The 17,213-nt window shown below is 59.3% G+C and carries 18 protein-coding genes; 11 read left to right on the top strand and 7 right to left on the bottom strand.

The annotated features are described in order from the left end of the window. The 6 genes from NWQ23_RS06130 to glmM form a co-directional block, all read left to right on the top strand. Positions 1-293 (top strand): DALR anticodon-binding domain-containing protein (locus tag NWQ23_RS06130; protein WP_306165376.1); only part of this gene is annotated, 293 nt, incomplete at its 5' end. A 132-nt stretch (positions 294-425) separates the two neighbouring features. Then, positions 426-2,927, top strand: coding sequence for a putative PEP-binding protein (locus NWQ23_RS06125; protein ID WP_372340111.1), 2,502 nt, complete (start codon positions 426-428; stop codon positions 2,925-2,927). 189 nt (positions 2,928-3,116) lie between these two features. After that, on the top strand, positions 3,117-3,785 hold the full coding sequence (locus NWQ23_RS06120) for a cell wall hydrolase (protein ID WP_306165374.1): 669 nt from the start codon (positions 3,117-3,119) through the stop codon (positions 3,783-3,785). Between the two features lie 100 nt (positions 3,786-3,885). Next, positions 3,886-4,806 carry a dihydroneopterin aldolase gene (locus NWQ23_RS06115; RefSeq protein WP_306165373.1) on the top strand — a complete coding sequence of 307 codons (921 nt, stop codon included), beginning with the start codon at positions 3,886-3,888 and terminating at the stop codon, positions 4,804-4,806. Beyond that, positions 4,803-5,816, top strand: a complete 1,014-nt coding sequence (gene folP / locus NWQ23_RS06110) for a dihydropteroate synthase (RefSeq protein ID WP_306165372.1) — start codon at positions 4,803-4,805, stop codon at positions 5,814-5,816. Before NWQ23_RS06115 ends, folP begins: the two co-directional genes overlap by 4 nt. Further along, positions 5,813-7,156, top strand: coding sequence for a phosphoglucosamine mutase (gene glmM, locus NWQ23_RS06105; protein WP_306165371.1), 1,344 nt, complete (start codon positions 5,813-5,815; stop codon positions 7,154-7,156). Before folP ends, glmM begins: the two co-directional genes overlap by 4 nt. Here glmM and NWQ23_RS06100 read toward each other — a convergent pair. Together NWQ23_RS06100 and ilvC are read right to left on the bottom strand one after the other, a co-directional pair. Next, the gene (locus NWQ23_RS06100) at positions 7,153-8,052 is read right to left on the bottom strand and encodes a DMT family transporter (RefSeq protein WP_306165370.1); all 900 of its coding nucleotides are present in this window, start codon (positions 8,050-8,052) and stop codon (positions 7,153-7,155) included. The genes glmM and NWQ23_RS06100 overlap by 4 nt on opposite strands. Positions 8,053-8,146: 94 nt before the next feature. Continuing rightward, a complete protein-coding gene (ilvC, locus tag NWQ23_RS06095; RefSeq protein ID WP_306165369.1) occupies positions 8,147-9,169 on the bottom strand; it encodes a ketol-acid reductoisomerase in 1,023 nt (340 codons plus the stop codon). 131 nt (positions 9,170-9,300) lie between these two features. Here ilvC and NWQ23_RS06090 point away from each other — a divergent pair, with 131 nt between their 5' ends. The 3 genes from NWQ23_RS06090 to NWQ23_RS06080 all read left to right on the top strand — a co-directional run bounded on the left by NWQ23_RS06090 (position 9,301) and on the right by NWQ23_RS06080 (position 11,474). Further along, positions 9,301-9,756, top strand: a complete 456-nt coding sequence (locus NWQ23_RS06090) for an Lrp/AsnC family transcriptional regulator (RefSeq protein ID WP_306165368.1) — start codon at positions 9,301-9,303, stop codon at positions 9,754-9,756. Continuing rightward, positions 9,753-10,205, top strand: coding sequence for an Lrp/AsnC family transcriptional regulator (locus NWQ23_RS06085; protein ID WP_306165367.1), 453 nt, complete (start codon positions 9,753-9,755; stop codon positions 10,203-10,205). Before NWQ23_RS06090 ends, NWQ23_RS06085 begins: the two co-directional genes overlap by 4 nt. A 141-nt stretch (positions 10,206-10,346) precedes the next feature. Then, positions 10,347-11,474, top strand: coding sequence for an aminotransferase class V-fold PLP-dependent enzyme (locus NWQ23_RS06080; protein ID WP_306165366.1), 1,128 nt, complete (start codon positions 10,347-10,349; stop codon positions 11,472-11,474). Here the strand turns inward: NWQ23_RS06080 and NWQ23_RS06075 are convergent. Beyond that, positions 11,471-12,661 (bottom strand): UbiH/UbiF family hydroxylase, encoded by a 1,191-nt coding sequence (locus NWQ23_RS06075; RefSeq protein ID WP_306165365.1) that lies wholly within the window; start codon positions 12,659-12,661, stop codon positions 11,471-11,473. The genes NWQ23_RS06080 and NWQ23_RS06075 overlap by 4 nt on opposite strands. 38 nt (positions 12,662-12,699) lie before the next feature. Continuing rightward, positions 12,700-13,347 carry a pyrimidine 5'-nucleotidase gene (locus NWQ23_RS06070; RefSeq protein ID WP_306165364.1) on the bottom strand — a complete coding sequence of 216 codons (648 nt, stop codon included), beginning with the start codon at positions 13,345-13,347 and terminating at the stop codon, positions 12,700-12,702. A gap of 101 nt (positions 13,348-13,448) precedes the next feature. Between NWQ23_RS06070 and NWQ23_RS06065 the strand changes: the two genes are divergently transcribed. Next, on the top strand, positions 13,449-14,102 hold the full coding sequence (locus tag NWQ23_RS06065) for a GntR family transcriptional regulator (protein ID WP_306165363.1): 654 nt from the start codon (positions 13,449-13,451) through the stop codon (positions 14,100-14,102). Positions 14,103-14,108: 6 nt separating this feature from the next. On the opposite strand, the gene carA is transcribed toward NWQ23_RS06065, so the two are convergent. Beyond that, on the bottom strand, positions 14,109-15,245 hold the full coding sequence (carA, locus tag NWQ23_RS06060) for a glutamine-hydrolyzing carbamoyl-phosphate synthase small subunit (RefSeq protein WP_306165362.1): 1,137 nt from the start codon (positions 15,243-15,245) through the stop codon (positions 14,109-14,111). Between the two features lie 174 nt (positions 15,246-15,419). Between carA and NWQ23_RS06055 the strand changes: the two genes are divergently transcribed. Then, the gene (locus tag NWQ23_RS06055; protein WP_306165361.1) at positions 15,420-15,881 is read left to right on the top strand and encodes a GatB/YqeY domain-containing protein; all 462 of its coding nucleotides are present in this window, start codon (positions 15,420-15,422) and stop codon (positions 15,879-15,881) included. Between the two features lie 17 nt (positions 15,882-15,898). On the opposite strand, the gene NWQ23_RS06050 is transcribed toward NWQ23_RS06055, so the two are convergent. Both NWQ23_RS06050 and NWQ23_RS06045 read right to left on the bottom strand, forming a co-directional pair. Continuing rightward, positions 15,899-16,399: a DUF2244 domain-containing protein gene (locus NWQ23_RS06050; RefSeq protein ID WP_306165360.1), complete on the bottom strand. Its 501-nt coding sequence runs from the start codon at positions 16,397-16,399 to the stop codon at positions 15,899-15,901. A gap of 158 nt (positions 16,400-16,557) precedes the next feature. After that, positions 16,558-17,213: cbb3-type cytochrome c oxidase subunit I (locus NWQ23_RS06045; protein WP_306165359.1), on the bottom strand; the 656-nt coding region annotated here is incomplete at its 5' end.

The following is a 17,213-nucleotide window of genomic DNA, read 5'->3' as shown; positions in this document are numbered from 1 at the left end:
GGGTCGAATACTCCTATGGCGCGGACCTGAAATATGCCGAGGATGACGCCGAAAAGGCGCTTTTCGCGGCCCTTGATGCTGCGGATGCAAAGATCGCACCGGCGATGAAATCAGAGGATTTCAGCACCGCAATGACCGCTATGGCGGCACTTCGCGGGCCGATTGATGCATTTTTCACCGCTGTGCAGGTCAACGACGAACGGCAGGTTGTGCGCCGCAACCGGCTTAACCTGTTGTCGCGTATCAGAAAAATATGCCTCGGCGTCGCTGACCTGACCAAGATCGAAGGCTAGGCCAAAACCTGTAAACTTTTGTGTACATATCAACAGAATCTCTTCTATGCTGCACTTGAACAATAGATCGGTGCCGCAGTGCAGCAACAGACCACAATCAGTCCGCTGACCCTTGTCACGCCGACCGCTGCCATGTCGGCGGCGGTGCATGGTGGGCGTGCGAAGTGTCTGCAACGGCTGATCCGTCTGGATATGCCTGTTCCCGTCACCGTGGCGCTGTCATTCGACGCAGTCCATCAGGCCGCCTTGGGCAACCTGCCGGATATGGACACGCTGCTGGCGCCCTTCGGTCCGGCCCCGCTCTTGTCGGTCCGCCCCTCAAGCCAGGACCCTGATTGGGGCGGCCCCGGTGCGATCCTGAATGTCGGGATGAATGACGCGCGCCTTGCCGAACTGACCCAGCGCATTGGTGCGGAACCCGCGACCAAGCTTTATCTGCGCTTTGTGCAATCCTATGCGATCCATGTGGCGCGGCTTGATCCCGATGAATTCTATCTGCCTGATGTGGCCGATGCCGCCAGCCTCAAGGTCATGCTGGATACGTTCGAGTTTGAAACCGACACACCCTTTCCGCAGGACCCTGCGGTGCAACTGGCCGAAGTGCTGCGGTCGATGGCGCGCGCATGGGACGGCACCACCGCCCGTCTGCTGCGGCAGGCCAAAGGCGCGCCTGCGGATGCGGGTCTTGGGCTCGTCGTGCAAGCGATGGCTTTGGGTGCGGGGCAGGGCGAATGTGGCCAAGGTGTCATGCAGTTCGTTGAGCCGGTGTCAGGTAACCCCAAGATCATTGGCCGCTACGTCAGTTCAGGCCAGATGCAGGGGCGCGATGTGGCCCCCGATACTGAAGGCGCAATCTATCTGACCCGCGATCCACGCGGTCCCTCGCTTGAGGATTTGTGCCCCGATCAATACGCGCAACTGGTGTCTTACGGCGATCTGTGTCGCAGGCGCCTGCGCGAAGAGATGGAAGTGAAATTCACGCTCCAAGACGGTGTCTTGCAGATACTCGACGCCGTGCGCGTAAAGCGGTCTTCGCGGGCAAGCGTCAAGATTGCCGTGGCCTTGGCCGAGGACGGGATCATTCCGCGCGAAGAGGCGGTGATGCGGGTCAAACCCGCCGCCCTGTCCGAATTGCTGCACCGTCAGGTTGATCCTACGGCAAATCGCGATTTTATCGTGGGAGGAATCGCGGCAAGCCCCGGGGCGGCATCCGGCCGGATCGTGCTGACGGCGCAAGAGGCGCAGGCGAGTGCTGCGCGCGGAGAACCCTGTATTCTGGTCCGCCGCGAGACGACCCCCGAGGATATTCGCGGCATGCATGCGGCCCAAGCTGTGCTGACGATGCGCGGCGGTGTGACAAGCCATGCCGCCGTGATTGGCCGTGGTCTGGGCCTGCCATGTGTGGTGGGTGCATCCGATCTGTCGATCGACCGCAAGAATGGCCAGATTGTTGCCCCCGATGGCCGCCACTTCAAGGCGGGCGAGGTGATCACGGTGGATGGCACCACCGGTCAGGTGCTGGCAGGTGAACCCCCGATGCTGGAAGCGGCCCTTGATGGGGCGTTCCAGACCTTGCTGGAATGGGCCGACGAATTCCGCGACATCGGCGTGCGTGCCAATGCCGACACGCCCGCCGACGCGCAGACCGCCCGCAATTTCGCCGCCGAAGGCATCGGGCTTTGCCGCACCGAACATATGTTCTTCGAAGGCGACCGCTTGGGCGTCATGCGCGAGATGATCTTTGCCGAAGACAGCGACGACAGGCGCGCGGTTCTGGACCGTTTGCTGCCCATGCAGCGCGCCGATTTTCAGGCCCTGTTCGAGATCATGGAAGGCAAGACCGTCTGTGTCCGCCTGTTTGACCCACCGTTGCACGAATTCCTGCCCTCTGACAAAGCGGGTCTGCGCGATCTGGCCGAACAAGTGGCGCTGCCCTTGCCCGAAGTGACCGAACGCGTCGAGGCTCTGGCCGAATATAACCCGATGCTGGGTATGCGCGGTGTGCGTCTGGGAATCGCGATCCCCGAGATTTACGACATGCAGGCCCGCGCCATTTTCGAGGCGATGGTGGCCGTCGGCAAGAAGGGGACATCGATCTCGGTCGAGATCATGATCCCGCTTGTCAGTGCGATGCGCGAAGTCGAACTCATGAAGTCCCGCATTGCGGCTGTGGCCAATGCAGTGCGTGCGGAAAAGAAAGCGCAGTTCGAATATCGGCTTGGCGTCATGGTCGAAACGCCCCGCGCGGCATTGCGCGCGCAGGATATCGCAGAACATGCCTCGTTTCTGTCATTCGGAACCAATGACCTGACACAGATGACCTACGGTCTGTCGCGCGATGATGCGGGCCGGTTTATGTCGGCCTACGTACAACAGGGCGTCTATGCCGAAGATCCGTTTCATACGCTCGATATCGAAGGCGTGGGCGAGTTGATCGCGCTGGGCGCGCAACGGGGCCGCAAAGGGCGGCCTGATGTTGTCCTTTCCATTTGCGGCGAACATGGCGGAAGCCGCACGGCTATTGCGTTTTGCCGCGAACAGGGTTTCGACTATGTGTCCTGTTCCCCATTCCGTGTTCCGGTTGCGCGACTCACCGCCGCTCAACTTGCGTTGACAGGCAAACTGTCGCTCTAGTGCAACACGATATATTGTGGCTTTTGGGTCGCAATGCGCTGCATATTGAGAAATAGTGGCGTGTTTTGGCAGCGGTGTGTTGCCGCTTTGGCAACAGTCCCGACTGAGGGGTGGACGTTTTGGTCACTTTCCCCTAATCACTCTCGCGCCAGCGCGGGGCTACGCCGCGTCATTCCTGGGTGGGAAACGATGAATGTTTTTAGAGCGAGTTTCGCCGCAGTTTTTGCGGCCATAATCAGTTTTTCGGCAAGCTCTGCGACTGCCGACGACATGATGGCAAGCCGATTGGGTGCCATTCTCGGACAAGAGCGTCAGGCGCTTTCGGTTGTGCCTGATAGTCGGTTGAACCAACTGACCAGCCTGCCGCCTGCCAGCGAACGCGGTGTGGCAACACAAAGCGGTGTGATCTACGACCGCGAATTCCTTGCATCCCAGCCAGCGGTTGATGGCGATCAAGAGTGGGAATGCTTTGCCGAAGCGCTCTATTTCGAAGCGCGTGGCGAAACAGTCCGCGGCATGTTCGCCGTTGGAGAAGTGATCATGAACCGCGTTGACAGCAACGCCTACCCTGACACGCTTTGCGGCGTGATCAATCAGGGCACAGGTCGGAAATATGCCTGCCAGTTCACGTATACCTGCGATGGTCGTGCCGAGGTGATCGGCGAGCCGCGCTCTTGGGAGCGTGTCGGAAAGGTTGCTCATATCCTCATGGAAGGCGCGCCCCGTGCCTTGACCGGTGGTGCAACGCATTATCACACGAAAGCAGTGAGCCCGTCTTGGGCGCAGCGCTATCCGCGTACGGCCGCCATTGGCTCGCACTATTTCTATCGCCAAACGGTCCGTACCGCGTCCAACTAAGGTCGCATGACGCCTTTTGGGCGTCGTGGCGGGCGCTTGCTGTGCGTGCCCGCCGCCTGTATCCCAGCGGGGTGAAGACCTTTCTGACGGACCGCGATAGATGACCGAAGACATCCGCCTTGCCTTTGCCCACCCCAGCGAGCGGGCAGAGGCCAGCAGCCAGACCCCCTACGATCGCATCTCGTTGCGCGACTATATCGTCGAAGTTGAAATTGGTGCCTTCCAGCAGGAACGCGGCACGCTGCAACGGGTGCGATTCAATGTTGTCGTTGAAGTGCTGCCGTTGACGGGCCCGATTGACGACGATGTGGATCGCATCCTCTCCTACGATAAGGTTACCGAGGCTATCGGAGTGGAATTGCACGCCGAGCGGATCAACTTGTTGGAAACGCTGGCTGCGCGCGTGGCCGAACGTATCTTGCTAGAGCCGCAAGCCGAGCGGGTTTTTGTGCGGATCGAGAAACTGGACCGTGGCCCCTTTGCTTTGGGGGTCGAAATTGTGCGCGCCCGCGACGGGCTTGATCTGGCAGGTCAGGACCATGTCGAAGCGCCCCATCCGCGCGTTGTCTATCTGTCGAATGGGGCCATCGAAGCCCCCCATCTGACCGGTTGGATCGATCAGCTTGCGGCAATGGATGCGCCTTTGATCATTTGTGTCGGCGCTTCCGACATGCCGGCAGTGCAGGCCGACAACGCCCTCGCGCAACGCCGCATAGATCTTTTGGCGATCGAGCAAAACGGCTGGCGTCTGGCGGCCAAAGACCGGCGCTGCATGGTCGTGGGGACCCGCACCGAACTGGACTGGGCCATGAAGAATGACCAGATCTGCGTCTGGGCTCCCTCCAAGATCGTGTTGGATGCGGTTGATGGACCCTCTGCCAGCCCCCGCGATGCGGTCAGTCTTGTCGCATGGTTTGCAGAAGATATCAGCGCAATGGAGCTTCTCGTCGTCGGCGCCCCTGAACCGGTCACGCCTATCCCTGTCCGCGCCTTATCTGTGGATGTGGTCAACCTGTCATGACCGCATACTTCCGTCCCATCGCACGTTTTGGCGAGGTGCCGACCGCGGAAAGCCTGCCACTTGCTGGCGGGCTGTGCTGGTTTGACACGGTTGCTGTCCACACGCGGGGTGGCGGCGTTCAGTCCATCCCGGCAAGTGAGTTGCCGTCTGACGTCCACGATGCTTTGGTGCGTCCCCGTCCATCTGTCGCCGGATTGGACATGACAGCCCCGCGCATCATGGGAATATTGAACGTGACACCTGACAGTTTCTCGGACGGTGGCCTGTTCAATGCGCCCGATGCGGCGCTGCGCCGTGCCTTGGCGATGCAGCAGGAGGGGGCTGTGATCCTCGATATCGGTGGCGAAAGCACGCGGCCGGGGGCGGCCGAGGTTCAGATCGCTGAAGAGATCGAACGGACAGCACCAGTGATTGCAGCAATTCGCGCCCAAAGTGCGGTGCCGATTTCTATTGATACGCGCAAAGCCGCGGTTGCGTCGGCTGCTTTGCAGGCAGGTGCTTCACTCGTGAACGATGTGGCCGCAATGACCTTTGATCCCGACTTGGCGGCTGTGACGGCAAAGGCTGGCGTGCCGGTCTGCCTGATGCATGCCAAGGGCAACCCCGAGACCATGCAGAACGATCCGACGTATGACGACGTCTTGCTGGATGTCTATGATTTTCTGGCTGAACGGATAGAGGCTGCTGTCGCCGCAGGCATCCCCCGCGACCAGATCATCGTGGATCCGGGCATCGGGTTCGGAAAGACGCTCGAACACAATCTTGTCTTGTTGCGCGGCATCGCGCTGTTCCACGCCTTGGGCTGTCCGGTGCTGTTGGGGGCCTCGCGCAAACGGTTTATCGGGACGATCGGCGGTGGCAAGACAGCCGCAGACCGCGTCAGCGGATCTGTGGCGGTTGCGCTTTTCGCTGCACGACGGGGCGTGCAAATCCTGCGGGTTCACGATATCTTTGCCACGAAACAGGCGTTAGACTTGGAATGGGCAATCGGCGGGGCGGCAATGACATGACACGCAAACTCTTTGGCACCGACGGGGTGCGCGGCAAGGCCAATACCTATCCGATGACCGCCGATATGGCGCTCAAGATCGGGGCTGCTGCGGGGCGGTATTTCCGCAACGATGGCTCGAACGGGCATCGGGTGGTGATCGGTAAGGATACGCGGTTGTCGGGCTATATGTTCGAGAACGCGCTGACCGCAGGGCTGACCAGCACAGGCATGAATGTCCTGCTTTTGGGGCCTGTGCCCACACCTGCTGTCGGGTTATTGACCACCTCGATGCGGGCTGATGTGGGCATCATGATTTCGGCAAGCCACAACCCGCACCATGACAACGGGATCAAATTCTTCGGGCCGGACGGCTTTAAATTGTCCGACGAGGCCGAAGCGGAGATCGAGACACTGATCGCCGGGGAAATCGAACCTGCGAAGGCCAACAACATCGGGCGTGCCAAACGGATCGACGATGGCCGTTTCCGGTATGCCGAGCGGGTCAAATCAACCTTTCCGGCGGGGATGCGGCTGGACGGTCTGAAGGTCGTGATCGATTGTGCGAACGGGGCTGCCTATAAGGTCGCGCCAGAGGTGCTTTGGGAATTGGGGGCGACAGTCATTCCTGTTGGCGTCAGCCCTGATGGCTATAACATCAACGAAGGCTGCGGTTCGACCAATACCGCCGCTGCGGCGGCGGCTATCCTGCGTGAAGGAGCGCATGTTGGGATTTGTCTGGATGGCGATGCTGACCGCGTCATGATTCTTGATGAGAATGGTCAGGTCGCGGATGGCGATCAGTTGATGGCTCTGATGGCAGGGCGTTGGGCCGATCAGGACCGGCTGAACGGCGGAACTCTGGTGGCGACTGTCATGTCGAACCTCGGACTGGAGCGCTATCTGGACAGACGCGGCCTGCATCTGGAACGGACCGCCGTTGGCGACCGCTATGTGGTCGAGGCGATGCGCGCACATGGCTGGAACCTTGGCGGTGAACAGTCCGGCCATATCGTGATGACCGATTATGCGACAACCGGTGACGGGTTGCTGGCAGGTTTGCAGTTTCTGGCCGCGATGATCGAGACAGGACAACCGGCCAGTGCGCTGACAAAAAGCTTTGAGACCGTCCCGCAAATGCTCAAGAATGTGCGCTATGCGGCGGGGCAGGACCCGCTTGGCGCTGATCTGGTGCGAAAATCCATCGCAGATGCCGAGGCAAAGCTGGTGGGCAAGGGCCGTCTGTTGATCCGTAAGTCAGGGACAGAGCCGCTGATCCGCGTCATGGCGGAATGCGAGGATGATGTTCTTTTGGCGCAAGTGGTCGATGGTATCGTGGCCGAGGTCGAGGCCTCGCTTTAGCGCAGCAAGAGCCTTTTGAGGTTGCTCCATTGACTGATCGCCAGGCCGGTCAGGATCAGACCAAGGGCTGCGAAAAAGCGTAAGGGCAGAACCTCGTTCAGGACCAGAACACCAAAGAACATGGACCACAGCGGGACCTGATAGTTGACCAGCGTCATAAAGACAGCGCCTGCGCTGCGGATCGTGGTCACGCGGATCAGCGCGGCAAGCGCTGTTGGCACAAACCCCAAGAAAAGGATCGCAAGCGTCGGGCGCAATGCCTCTACCTGCGGGATACCTTCAAAGATCAGCATCGCAGGGATGAGTGCTACCGATCCGACAGTCAGCAAGAGCGCGGCCAAAGTGATCGGGTCGATCGGTGGACAGCGACGCGTCATGATGCTTGACACCGCATAGGAGATTGATGCGAGGACGCAGGCGATCTGGCCCAAAGGCTCCATCCCGGTGCCGATACGCAGCACGCCGGGACCAATCAAGACGGTCGCCCCGATAAAACCAAGGCAGACACCCAAGATGCTGCGCAATTGCAGCTTTTCATCCGTGAAGACATGGGCCAGCGGCAGCACGAAAAGCGGCAATGCCGCCATGGAAATGCCCGCAAAGGCGGAGGGCACGAATTGTTGCCCCCAGCTGAGCAGGGCAAAAGGCACGGCAGTGTTGAAAAGGCCGATGGCGACGAGATACCCGCGCATCTGTGGTGTGAAACTTGGCAACGGACGGTGCAGGACACGCATGAGCAACAGCAGGGCGGCCGCCCCCAAGGTTGTACGCGCGCAGGCCACTGTCAGCGGGCCATACCCTTCAAGGGCAATGGCCACGACCATAAAGGTCGCACCCCAGATCAGCCCGAGGGCCGCAATGGAGAGCCAGTTTCCGAGGGTGGGTTGCGCGGCCATGACTGTTTACTTTGCTGGAGGGCAGAAAGGCCCGGACGCATCCGGGCCTTTCGATCAAGAGGGCGGGTCAAGACCCACCTGACAAGATGATCGTTTAGTTCTTGGCCTTATCAACCATTTTGCCCGCGGAAATCCAAGGCATCATGGCGCGCAGCTTTTCACCGACCTGTTCGATCTGGTGCTCGTCGTTGATCCGGCGTGTCGCCTTGAAGTAAGGCTGGCCAACCGCGTTTTCCTGCATGAAGTCACGCACGAATTTGCCGGTCTGGATGTCTGTCAGCACGTCCTTCATGCGCTGCTTGGTCTCTGCGTAGGGCAGGATCCGCGGACCAGAGACATACTCGCCGTATTCGGCAGTGTTCGAGATCGAGTAGTTCATGTTGGCGATGCCGCCTTCGTAGATCAGGTCCACGATCAGCTTTACTTCGTGCAGACACTCGAAATAGGCCATCTCTGGCTCGTAGCCGGCCTCGACCAGTGTTTCAAAGCCCATGCGGATCAGTTCGACAAGGCCACCGCACAGAACGGCTTGTTCACCGAAAAGGTCGGTTTCGCATTCCTGACGGAAGTTGGTTTCGATGATGCCGGAACGACCACCACCGATGGCAGAGCAATAGGACAGACCGATTTCCATCGCCTTGCCGGATGCGTCATTGTGCACTGCTACAAGGCAAGGCACGCCGCCGCCTTTGGTGTATTCGCCGCGTACAGTGTGACCGGGGCCTTTGGGGGCCATCATGATCACGTCAACACCGGGCTTAGGCTCGATCAGGCCGAAGTGAACGTTCAGGCCGTGCGCAAATGCGATGACAGACCCTTCTTTCAGATTGTCGTGGACATATTTCTTGTAGGTCTCGGCCTGCAATTCGTCGGGCATGGTGAACATGATCACATCGCACCATGCTGCGGCTTCGGCGATGCCCATGACCTCAAGGCCTTCGCCCTTGGCTTTCGCGGCAGAAGGCGAGCCTTCGCGCAGAGCGACGACAAGGTTCTTTGCACCGCTGTCGCGCAGGTTCAGCGCATGGGCGTGGCCTTGGCTGCCATAGCCCAGAATGGCCACTTTCTTGTCCTTGATCAGGTTCACATCGCAATCGCGATCGTAATATACGCGCATTTTGGTTTCCTCACTGGATTTTCGCTGTTCGTCTTATAACGGCGGTTCAGAGATTTGGCAGTGGCGTTCTTTGCATATTTTCACTCAGAAGAAGATTGTTATGCGTGATTTAATTCATTAACGGTATTTCTATGCTTGATGATCTCGATCGCCGCCTTTTGCGTCTGTTGCAGGCCGACCCGAACCGGGCTTTGCCTGATCTGGCCGATGCCGTCGGCCTGACTGCGCCGCGCGTGACCCGCCGTTTGGACAGGTTGCGCGAAGAGGGCGTGCTTCTGGGCAGTTACGCGGTGATTGACTGGCGCGCTTTGGGCTATGCAATCGCCGTCAGTCTGCGTGTGACCTTGGACAAGACCGTGCCGCGCGCCTTTGATGAATTTATCGCTGCTGCCCGCGCGGTGCCTGAAGTCACCGAAATCCAGACTTTTCTGGGCCGTGTCGATGTGCGCCTTTCCTTGATCGCGCGGGACTTGCCCGACTACCAGCGGATCTACCGCGATCAGGTGCTGACCTTGCCGCATATCGCTGACATCGAGGCGCTGATGACGGTCGCCTCTGTGAAGGCGGATGAAAGCCTGCCGCTATGACTTTGGATGATATTGATCGCGCTTTGCTGCGGGCTTTGGTCGCCAATGCCGATCAGTCCACGACGCAACTGGGGCTCAAACTGGGGCTGAGCCAGCCTGCCACGTGGCGCCGGATCAAACGCTTGCGCGAGGCAGGTGTCATCGCGGACAGGCGCCTGATGCTGGATGCGCAGAAAGTGGGCTTTGGCGTGACTGTCTTTCTGGGCATCAAACTGGCCACCAAGGGCCGTGTCAGTCTGGAGGATTTTGAACGCGCGGTGGGTGCCATCCCCGAGGTGCAGACCGTCGATCATGTCTTGGGCCTTTATGACTATCGCTTGCGTGTCGTCGCCCGCGATCTTGCGGATTTCGAAAGGGTCTTGCGCCGCCGCATCATGACCATGCCCGGTGTCGGCGATGTGGAAGCGAATGTGCTATTGAGCGAAGAACGCAGGCCCGGTCCGATTTGACCACCAAAATGTTCACGATCCGAAACATGCGTTCGCTTTGACCTGCTGAAATGCCGCAAAGCGGCCTTCGTATACCAAGATAGGCTTTGCTTTCGCATGTGTGTCCCTTTAGCCAAAGATAGTCAGAGCGAGGAGACAAGTATGGATGGTGCGCATATACCGGTAGACCCCGACGGGCTGATGGAGTTTTCGGTCGTGTTCACCGACCGGTCCCTGAACCATATGTCCAAGGTGTTCCAGACCGTGATGACGGACATCTCGGGCATGTTGAAAGAGGTCTATAACGCCGATCATGTGGCCTTGATTCCCGGTGGTGGCACCTATGGGATGGAGGCTGTCGCCCGCCAGTTCGGTGCGGACGCTCATGCCTTTATCGTGCGCAACGGCTGGTTTTCCTACCGCTGGAGCCAGATTTTCGAGGCTGGACATTTCACCGCGCAAACGACCGTCATGAAGGCCCGCCAGTCGGGCAATGACACCCGCGCGCCTTTCGCCCCTGCGCCGATTGCCGATGTTGTCGCCGCGATCCGTGAGGCAAAGCCGGATGTGGTCTTTGCCCCCCATGTGGAAACCTCTGCGGGGATCATCTTGCCCGATGACTATCTGACAGCCCTCGCCGACGCCGCCCATGAGGTTGGTGCGCTGATGGTGCTGGACTGCATCGCGTCAGGCTGCGCGTGGGTCGATATGAAAGCGACGGGCGTTGATGTGCTGATCTCTGCCCCGCAAAAGGGATGGTCTTCGACCCCCTGCGCAGGTCTTGTGATGATGTCGGACCGTGCTGTCGCGCGGATGGCTGAAACGACCTCTAATTCCTTTACCGTTGATCTGAAAAAATGGCACAGCATCATGCAAGCCTACGAGAATGGCGGCCATGCCTATCATGCCACCATGCCGACTGATGGTCTGCGCGCCTTCCGTGATACGATGCTGGAAACCAAGGCTTTCGGATTTCAACGTCTGAAAGACGCGCAGTGGGCATTGGGCAATGCGGTGCGCAAGGTTCTGGCTGACAAGGGGATCAAATCCGTTGCCGCCGATGGTTTTGGCGCCCCCGGTGTCGTGGTCAGCTATACCGATGACCCTGCCATCCAGAACGGATCAAAGTTTGTGGCCGAAGGCATGCAGATTGCCGCTGGCGTGCCGCTGCAATGTGACGAGCCTGACGATTTCCGCACGTTTCGTTTGGGTCTGTTCGGCCTGGATAAGCTTTATGATGTCGATGCCACTTTGGCGCGGCTTGTGCCTGTGTTGGACCGCGTGCTTTAGCGCGCGCCCAAGCCCATTTGCATCAACGTGCGCCTGACAGGGGCCACCCCGTAAAGCGCTTCGATCCCTTTGGACCGGAGCGCCTGCATTGTGGGGCTTCCGGCAATCGAGGCACGGTTGAGCGCGTCAATTCCTGTCACCCGCAGTCTGATATCGGGATGCCGCTTGCGCGCGTAAGCGTCGAGCATGGCAGGTGTGCCGAGCTGTTCAGGCTGCGCTTGTGCCAGTGTCAGCAGGCAATCGAGATCGCGCAGTGACATGTTCAGCCCTTGTGCGCCGATGGGCGGCATCACGTGTGCGGCCTCTGCGACGAGCGCTGTGCGCGGCGCGGTCAGGTCATGGGCGATCTGGCTGATGATCGGCCAAGAGCTACGCCGCGACGCAAGTTTCAAAGGACCGTAGTAATAGGCCGAACGGTCATTGGCTGCGGCTTCGAACTCTTCGACCGAAAGGGCGGCGAGCCGGTTCGCCTCTGCGCCATGTTCCATCCAGACAACGGCAGAGCAGGGTTTGCCATCGTGGTCCGGCAGGGGCACCAGCGTAAATGGCCCGCCAGAGCGGTGAATTTCGGTCGAGACATTGTCATGCGGGGCGTCATGCGTGACGGCAAAGGTCAGCGCCTTTTGCCCGTAGCGCATTGTTTTCACGCCAATGCCAGCCGCTTGCCGGACCGCTGAGTTACGTCCGTCGGCCCCGATCACCAGCTTTGCGCTGATCTGGGTCTTATCCGTGAGGGTCACAATCGCCTCTGCCGTGCGCGGCAGCATACGGGCAAATCCGACCCCGGGGCGAAAATCGACATTGGGCAACTCTGCCAATCGCGCCACCATTTCACGGCGCAAAAGCCAGTTGGGCAAGTTCCACCCGAACGGCTTGTCCGAGATATCGGCAGCGTTGAAATCACGGGTCACATGCGCCTCGGTGCCGATATCGACGATCCGCATGACTTGGAGCGGTGTCGCAAAAGGGGCGAGGCGCGGCCAAAGACCTGCGGCCTCTAGAAACTGCTGCGCGGGTTGCAAGAACGCGGTCGTGCGCAAGTCAGAGCCAGCCGCATCGCCGGTGGTCACAGGTGGGGTTGGGTCAATGATCGTGACGTGAAAGCCGGCCGTGCCAAAGGCCGCTGCTGCCGTCAGCCCTGCGACACCGCCGCCTGCGATCACGATATCGGTTGAAGTACGTTCCATACCCAAGACATAGGCCTGTTGGGGTGTCGCGGAAAGGGTCAGCGCACCAGCTGCGACAAGAAAGCCGTCAGATCATCGGTGTGGTGGTGGATATGGTCGGCCTCGGCCCGCTCTGGATGGACATGGACCGTGCGCATGCCCATCGCATGGGGCACCGCCAGATTGCGCGCCTCATCCTCGAACATCGCAGCGGTGGTGGGTGTCACACCGTCCTTTGCGAAGACTTTGGAAAACGCGTCCTGCGTGGGTTTTGGTTTGAAATCAGCGTGTTCCACCCCGTAAACCGCATCAAACTGGCGGGTCAGGCCACGGGCGGCAAGGACACGCTTTGCATGGTTTTCCGATCCATTGGTATAGACGATCTTGCGCCCGTCCAGACCGGAAATCGCCGCACGCAAGGCGTCATCGACCATGAGATGCGAGATATCAATATCATGGACATCAGCCAGAAAGTGATGCGGATCAAGGTCATGGTGTTCCATCAGCCCCGCAAGCGTGGACCCATGCGACACCCAATAATCCGTGCAAAGCTTGAGAGCCTCTGCCGTTTCCATTCCTGTCAGGCGCGACACATAGGCCGCAAACCTTGCGTCCATCTGTCCAAACAGATCAGCCGAGGGCGGATAAAGCGTGTTGTCGAGGTCAAAGACCCACGTCTGAACATGCGAGAAATACTGTGCAACCATGCGCGGACATTAGGCGGGGCATCGAGGGGGTGCAATCGCTTTGGCTTGATCGCAGGGGCGGCAGGGGCGTATGATCATCCCAACACGATAAGGACGCCCCGATGCACGACACCCGTATTTCCCAAAAGGATGCCTATGCGCTGATCCTCGAAGCGATTGACAGCCACATTTACAAACCCGGGGACCGGTTGGTCGAAAGCGAATTGGCGGACCGTTTCGGCGTGTCGCGCACCCCGATCCGGGAAGCCTTGCAGCGGCTTGAAACACAATCCTTGCTGACCCGCGACGGGCGGTCGCTGATCGTGGCATCGCTGGATCATTCGCAACTGTCAGAGCTTTACGTGGTGCGTGGCGAATTGGAGGGGCTGGCGGCCCGTCTTGCAGCACGCCATGCGGCCCCCGAAGAGATCAAGGTCCTGCGGGATATGCTGACCGAGGATCAAAAGCTGGTGAATGACCCCAAGGCGCTCAGCCGCGCAAACCGGCGCTTTCACAAGCAAATCCATCTGGCCTCGCACAACCGCTTTCTGGTGCAGCAGCTTGATCTGGTGCATCGGTCGATGGCGCTTTTGGCAACGACGTCGATTGCCGCAGAAGGGCGCGGAAGCAAGACCTTGGAAGAGCACGCCACAATTGTGAGCGCGATCGAAGCAGGCGATGGCGATGCGGCGTATCAGGCGCTGCGCGACCATATCTCCGAGGCCTTTGTGACAAGGCTCAAGCTGGATGCGCAGGCGGTCGAGGCGGCGGAATAAGCGCCCTCAGGCGCTCATCGCTGCGGCAAACCGTTCAAACAGATAATAGCTGTCTTGCGGGCCGGGGCTTGCTTCGGGATGATATTGCACGCTGAAAACAGGCCGGTTGGCGATGCGGATGCCGCAGTTGCTACCATCAAACAGCGAGACATGGGTTTCCTCGACACCTTCGGGCAAGGTCTGGCTGTCCACAGTAAAGCCGTGGTTCATCGACGTGATTTCCACCTTGCCGGTTTCCATGTCCTTGACCGGATGGTTCGCACCGTGGTGGCCGTGGTTCATCTTGATCGTCTTGGCGCCGACCGCAAGGGCCAGCATCTGGTGGCCCAGACAAATGCCAAAGATCGGCAGATCGGTCTTGAGCACACCCTGGATCATTGGAACCGCATAGACGCCCGTCGCCGCCGGATCACCGGGGCCGTTGGACAGGAACACACCATCGGGGTTCAGGGCCAGGACCTCTTCGGCGGTGGCGGTCGCCGGCAGGACGGTCACGTCACAACCGGCACTGGCCAGACAGCGCAGGATGTTGCGCTTTGCGCCAAAGTCGATGGCGACGACCTTGTACTTGGGTGCGGTTTGCGGCTTGTAACCCTCGGGCCAAGCCCACCGCATTTCATTCCAGTGATAGGATTGTGCGCAGGTCACATCCTTGGCCAGATCAAGGCCCTCAAGCCCTTGGAAAGAGCGTGCTTTCTGGACAAGGGCCGCGATATCAAACTTTCCATCCGGATCATGGGCAAGGGCCACATGCGGCGCGCCTTGCTGGCGGATCGCACGGGTCAGCCTGCGGGTATCCACACCACCCATGCCGATCCGATTGCGCTTGGCCAGCCATCCGGTCAGTTCTTCGGTGGCGCGCCAACTGGAGGCTTGGGTCGGGTCCCATTTGACCACCATGCCTTCCGCGACGGGATCGGCGGTCTCGTCGTCCTCGGGGTTTACGCCGGTATTGCCGATATGGGGGAAGGTGAAGGTCACGACCTGTCCTGCATAGGACGGATCTGTCATGATTTCCTGATAGCCGGTCATCGCGGTGTTAAAGCACAGCTCTGCCACCGTTTCGCCGGTTGCGCCAAATCCCATGCCATAGAAGATCGTACCATCCGCAAGGGCCAGACAAGCCGTTGGTTTCTGCGTCATCCCAGATCTCCCCATGTGCCAAATTGCAGTGGGTTTACGGGGGCGGGCGTCAAGGGTCAAGACCGGATCACGCCCTTGCAAACAAGGTGCGCAGCCTTTCAGGAGGCGCTTGTCACTTGGGCCTTGTCAGACTATGTTCACGGCTCGTTTGACGAAAATGTACGGGACACATTTATGGACATGCGCGACCGGGTCAATACGGCCCTCAAGGATGCAATGCGTTCGAAAGAAGCGGATCGCCTTTCGACACTCCGCCTGATCAATGCCGCGATCAAAGACAAAGATATCTCTTTGCGCGGGACCAGCGATGAGGAAGGCGGGGTCAGCAACGAAGATATCCTCGCGATCATGGGCCGGATGGTCAAACAGCGGCAGGAAAGCGCGCGCGCCTATGAAGAAGGCGGGCGGCTTGAACTGGCCGAAAAGGAACTGGCCGAGATCAAGGTCATTGAAGAGTTTCTGCCCAAGCAGCTGAGCGAAGATGAAGCTGCCAAGGCCGTGGAGGACGCAATTGCCGAGGTGGGCGCTGAAAGCATCCGTGACATGGGCAAGGTCATGGCTGCGCTCAAAGGCAAATACACCGGCCGGATGGATTTTGGCAAAGCTGGCCCGATGGTCAAGGATCGTTTGGGGTAGGTGGGTTCGCACCCACCTTACGGCCTGCCACCTTCGCGCAGCGCCGCGCGCAATTCGTCATAAAGCACCAGCCGTTCCTCGGCATCCAGAAACGCCCCGATCTCGACCTCGCGGTCACCGCCGCGCAGGGTGATGTAGTTCTCGACTGGCCCGCCTTTGGGATGCAGATGAACCGTCACCCAATAGCGGTTGGCGTGCCATTCTTGCACATCCCCTTTCGGATTAAAGCGGCTCAAATGTGCAGTGGCCTCATCCACCGTCAATTCCTCGAGCACTTCGCCACGTTTATAGCTGACGTGCAGGGCGTACCAAACGCCCGCGATCATCATCCCGAAGAAAGGCAGAATTCCCCAAAGCACCGCCTGACCCAGAAGCGTGATCAAAGGCAATGACACCAGCAAGGCGGTCGCCCCGATAAACAGCACAAAGTCCTTGCGCAGCAATGACCGGTAGGGCCAAAGGCTCAGCTGCCAGTGGGGGTCTTGGTGCGGCGGTTCCGGGGTCCATTCGTAAGGCATATGTCGTATCTAGAGGAAGCTTGCGGGCAATCAAATGCGCCAGGCGGTCACAGGCAAAGAAAAAGTGAGTCATGCCATGTGTCTCGGTGCCTTTGTGCATTGAAACCAAAAAGGCCCCACCGATATGGCGGGGCCTTTTGCGTGTCTTGCGCTGCAAATCAATGCGCGTGTTGTTTGTCCCAGTCCGACTGCTTTGGCAGCGTTTCGAAGGTATGCTCTGGTGGTGGGCAAGGCAGTGTCCACTCCAGCGTATCGGCATATTCGTTCCAAGGGTTGTTCTCGGTCACGCGCTTGCCTTTGGTCAGCGTCCAGACCAGCACACCGATGAAGAACAGGAACGATGCAAAGGACAGGAACGCGCCCCAGCTTGATACATAGTTCCAGTAAGCAAAGGCTTCAGGATAGTCGATGTAACGGCGCGGCATGCCCTGACGACCCAAGAAGTGCTGTGGGAAGAAGGTCAGGTTTGCACCGATGAACATCGCCCAGAAGTGCAGCTTGCCCGCCCATTCAGGATACATCCGGCCCGACATCTTGGGCAGGTAGAAGTAGATGCCCGCAAAGATCGAGAAGACCGCACCCAAGCTCATGACATAGTGGAAGTGCGCCACAACATAGTAGGTGTCATGGTAAACGCGGTCCACACCAGCCTGCGACAGAACAATCCCTGTGACCCCGCCCAATGTGAACAGGAACAAAAAGCCCATCGCCCAAAGCATCGGTGTCTTGAACTCGACCGAACCGCCCCACATGGTGGCAATCCAGCTAAAGATCTTCACACCTGTCGGCACCGCGATGACCATGGTTGCCAGCA

This window comes from Yoonia sp. (assembly GCF_030731595.1).
GTDB lineage: Bacteria > Pseudomonadota > Alphaproteobacteria > Rhodobacterales > Rhodobacteraceae > Yoonia.
This window is presented reverse-complemented; position numbering and strand designations above follow the sequence as displayed.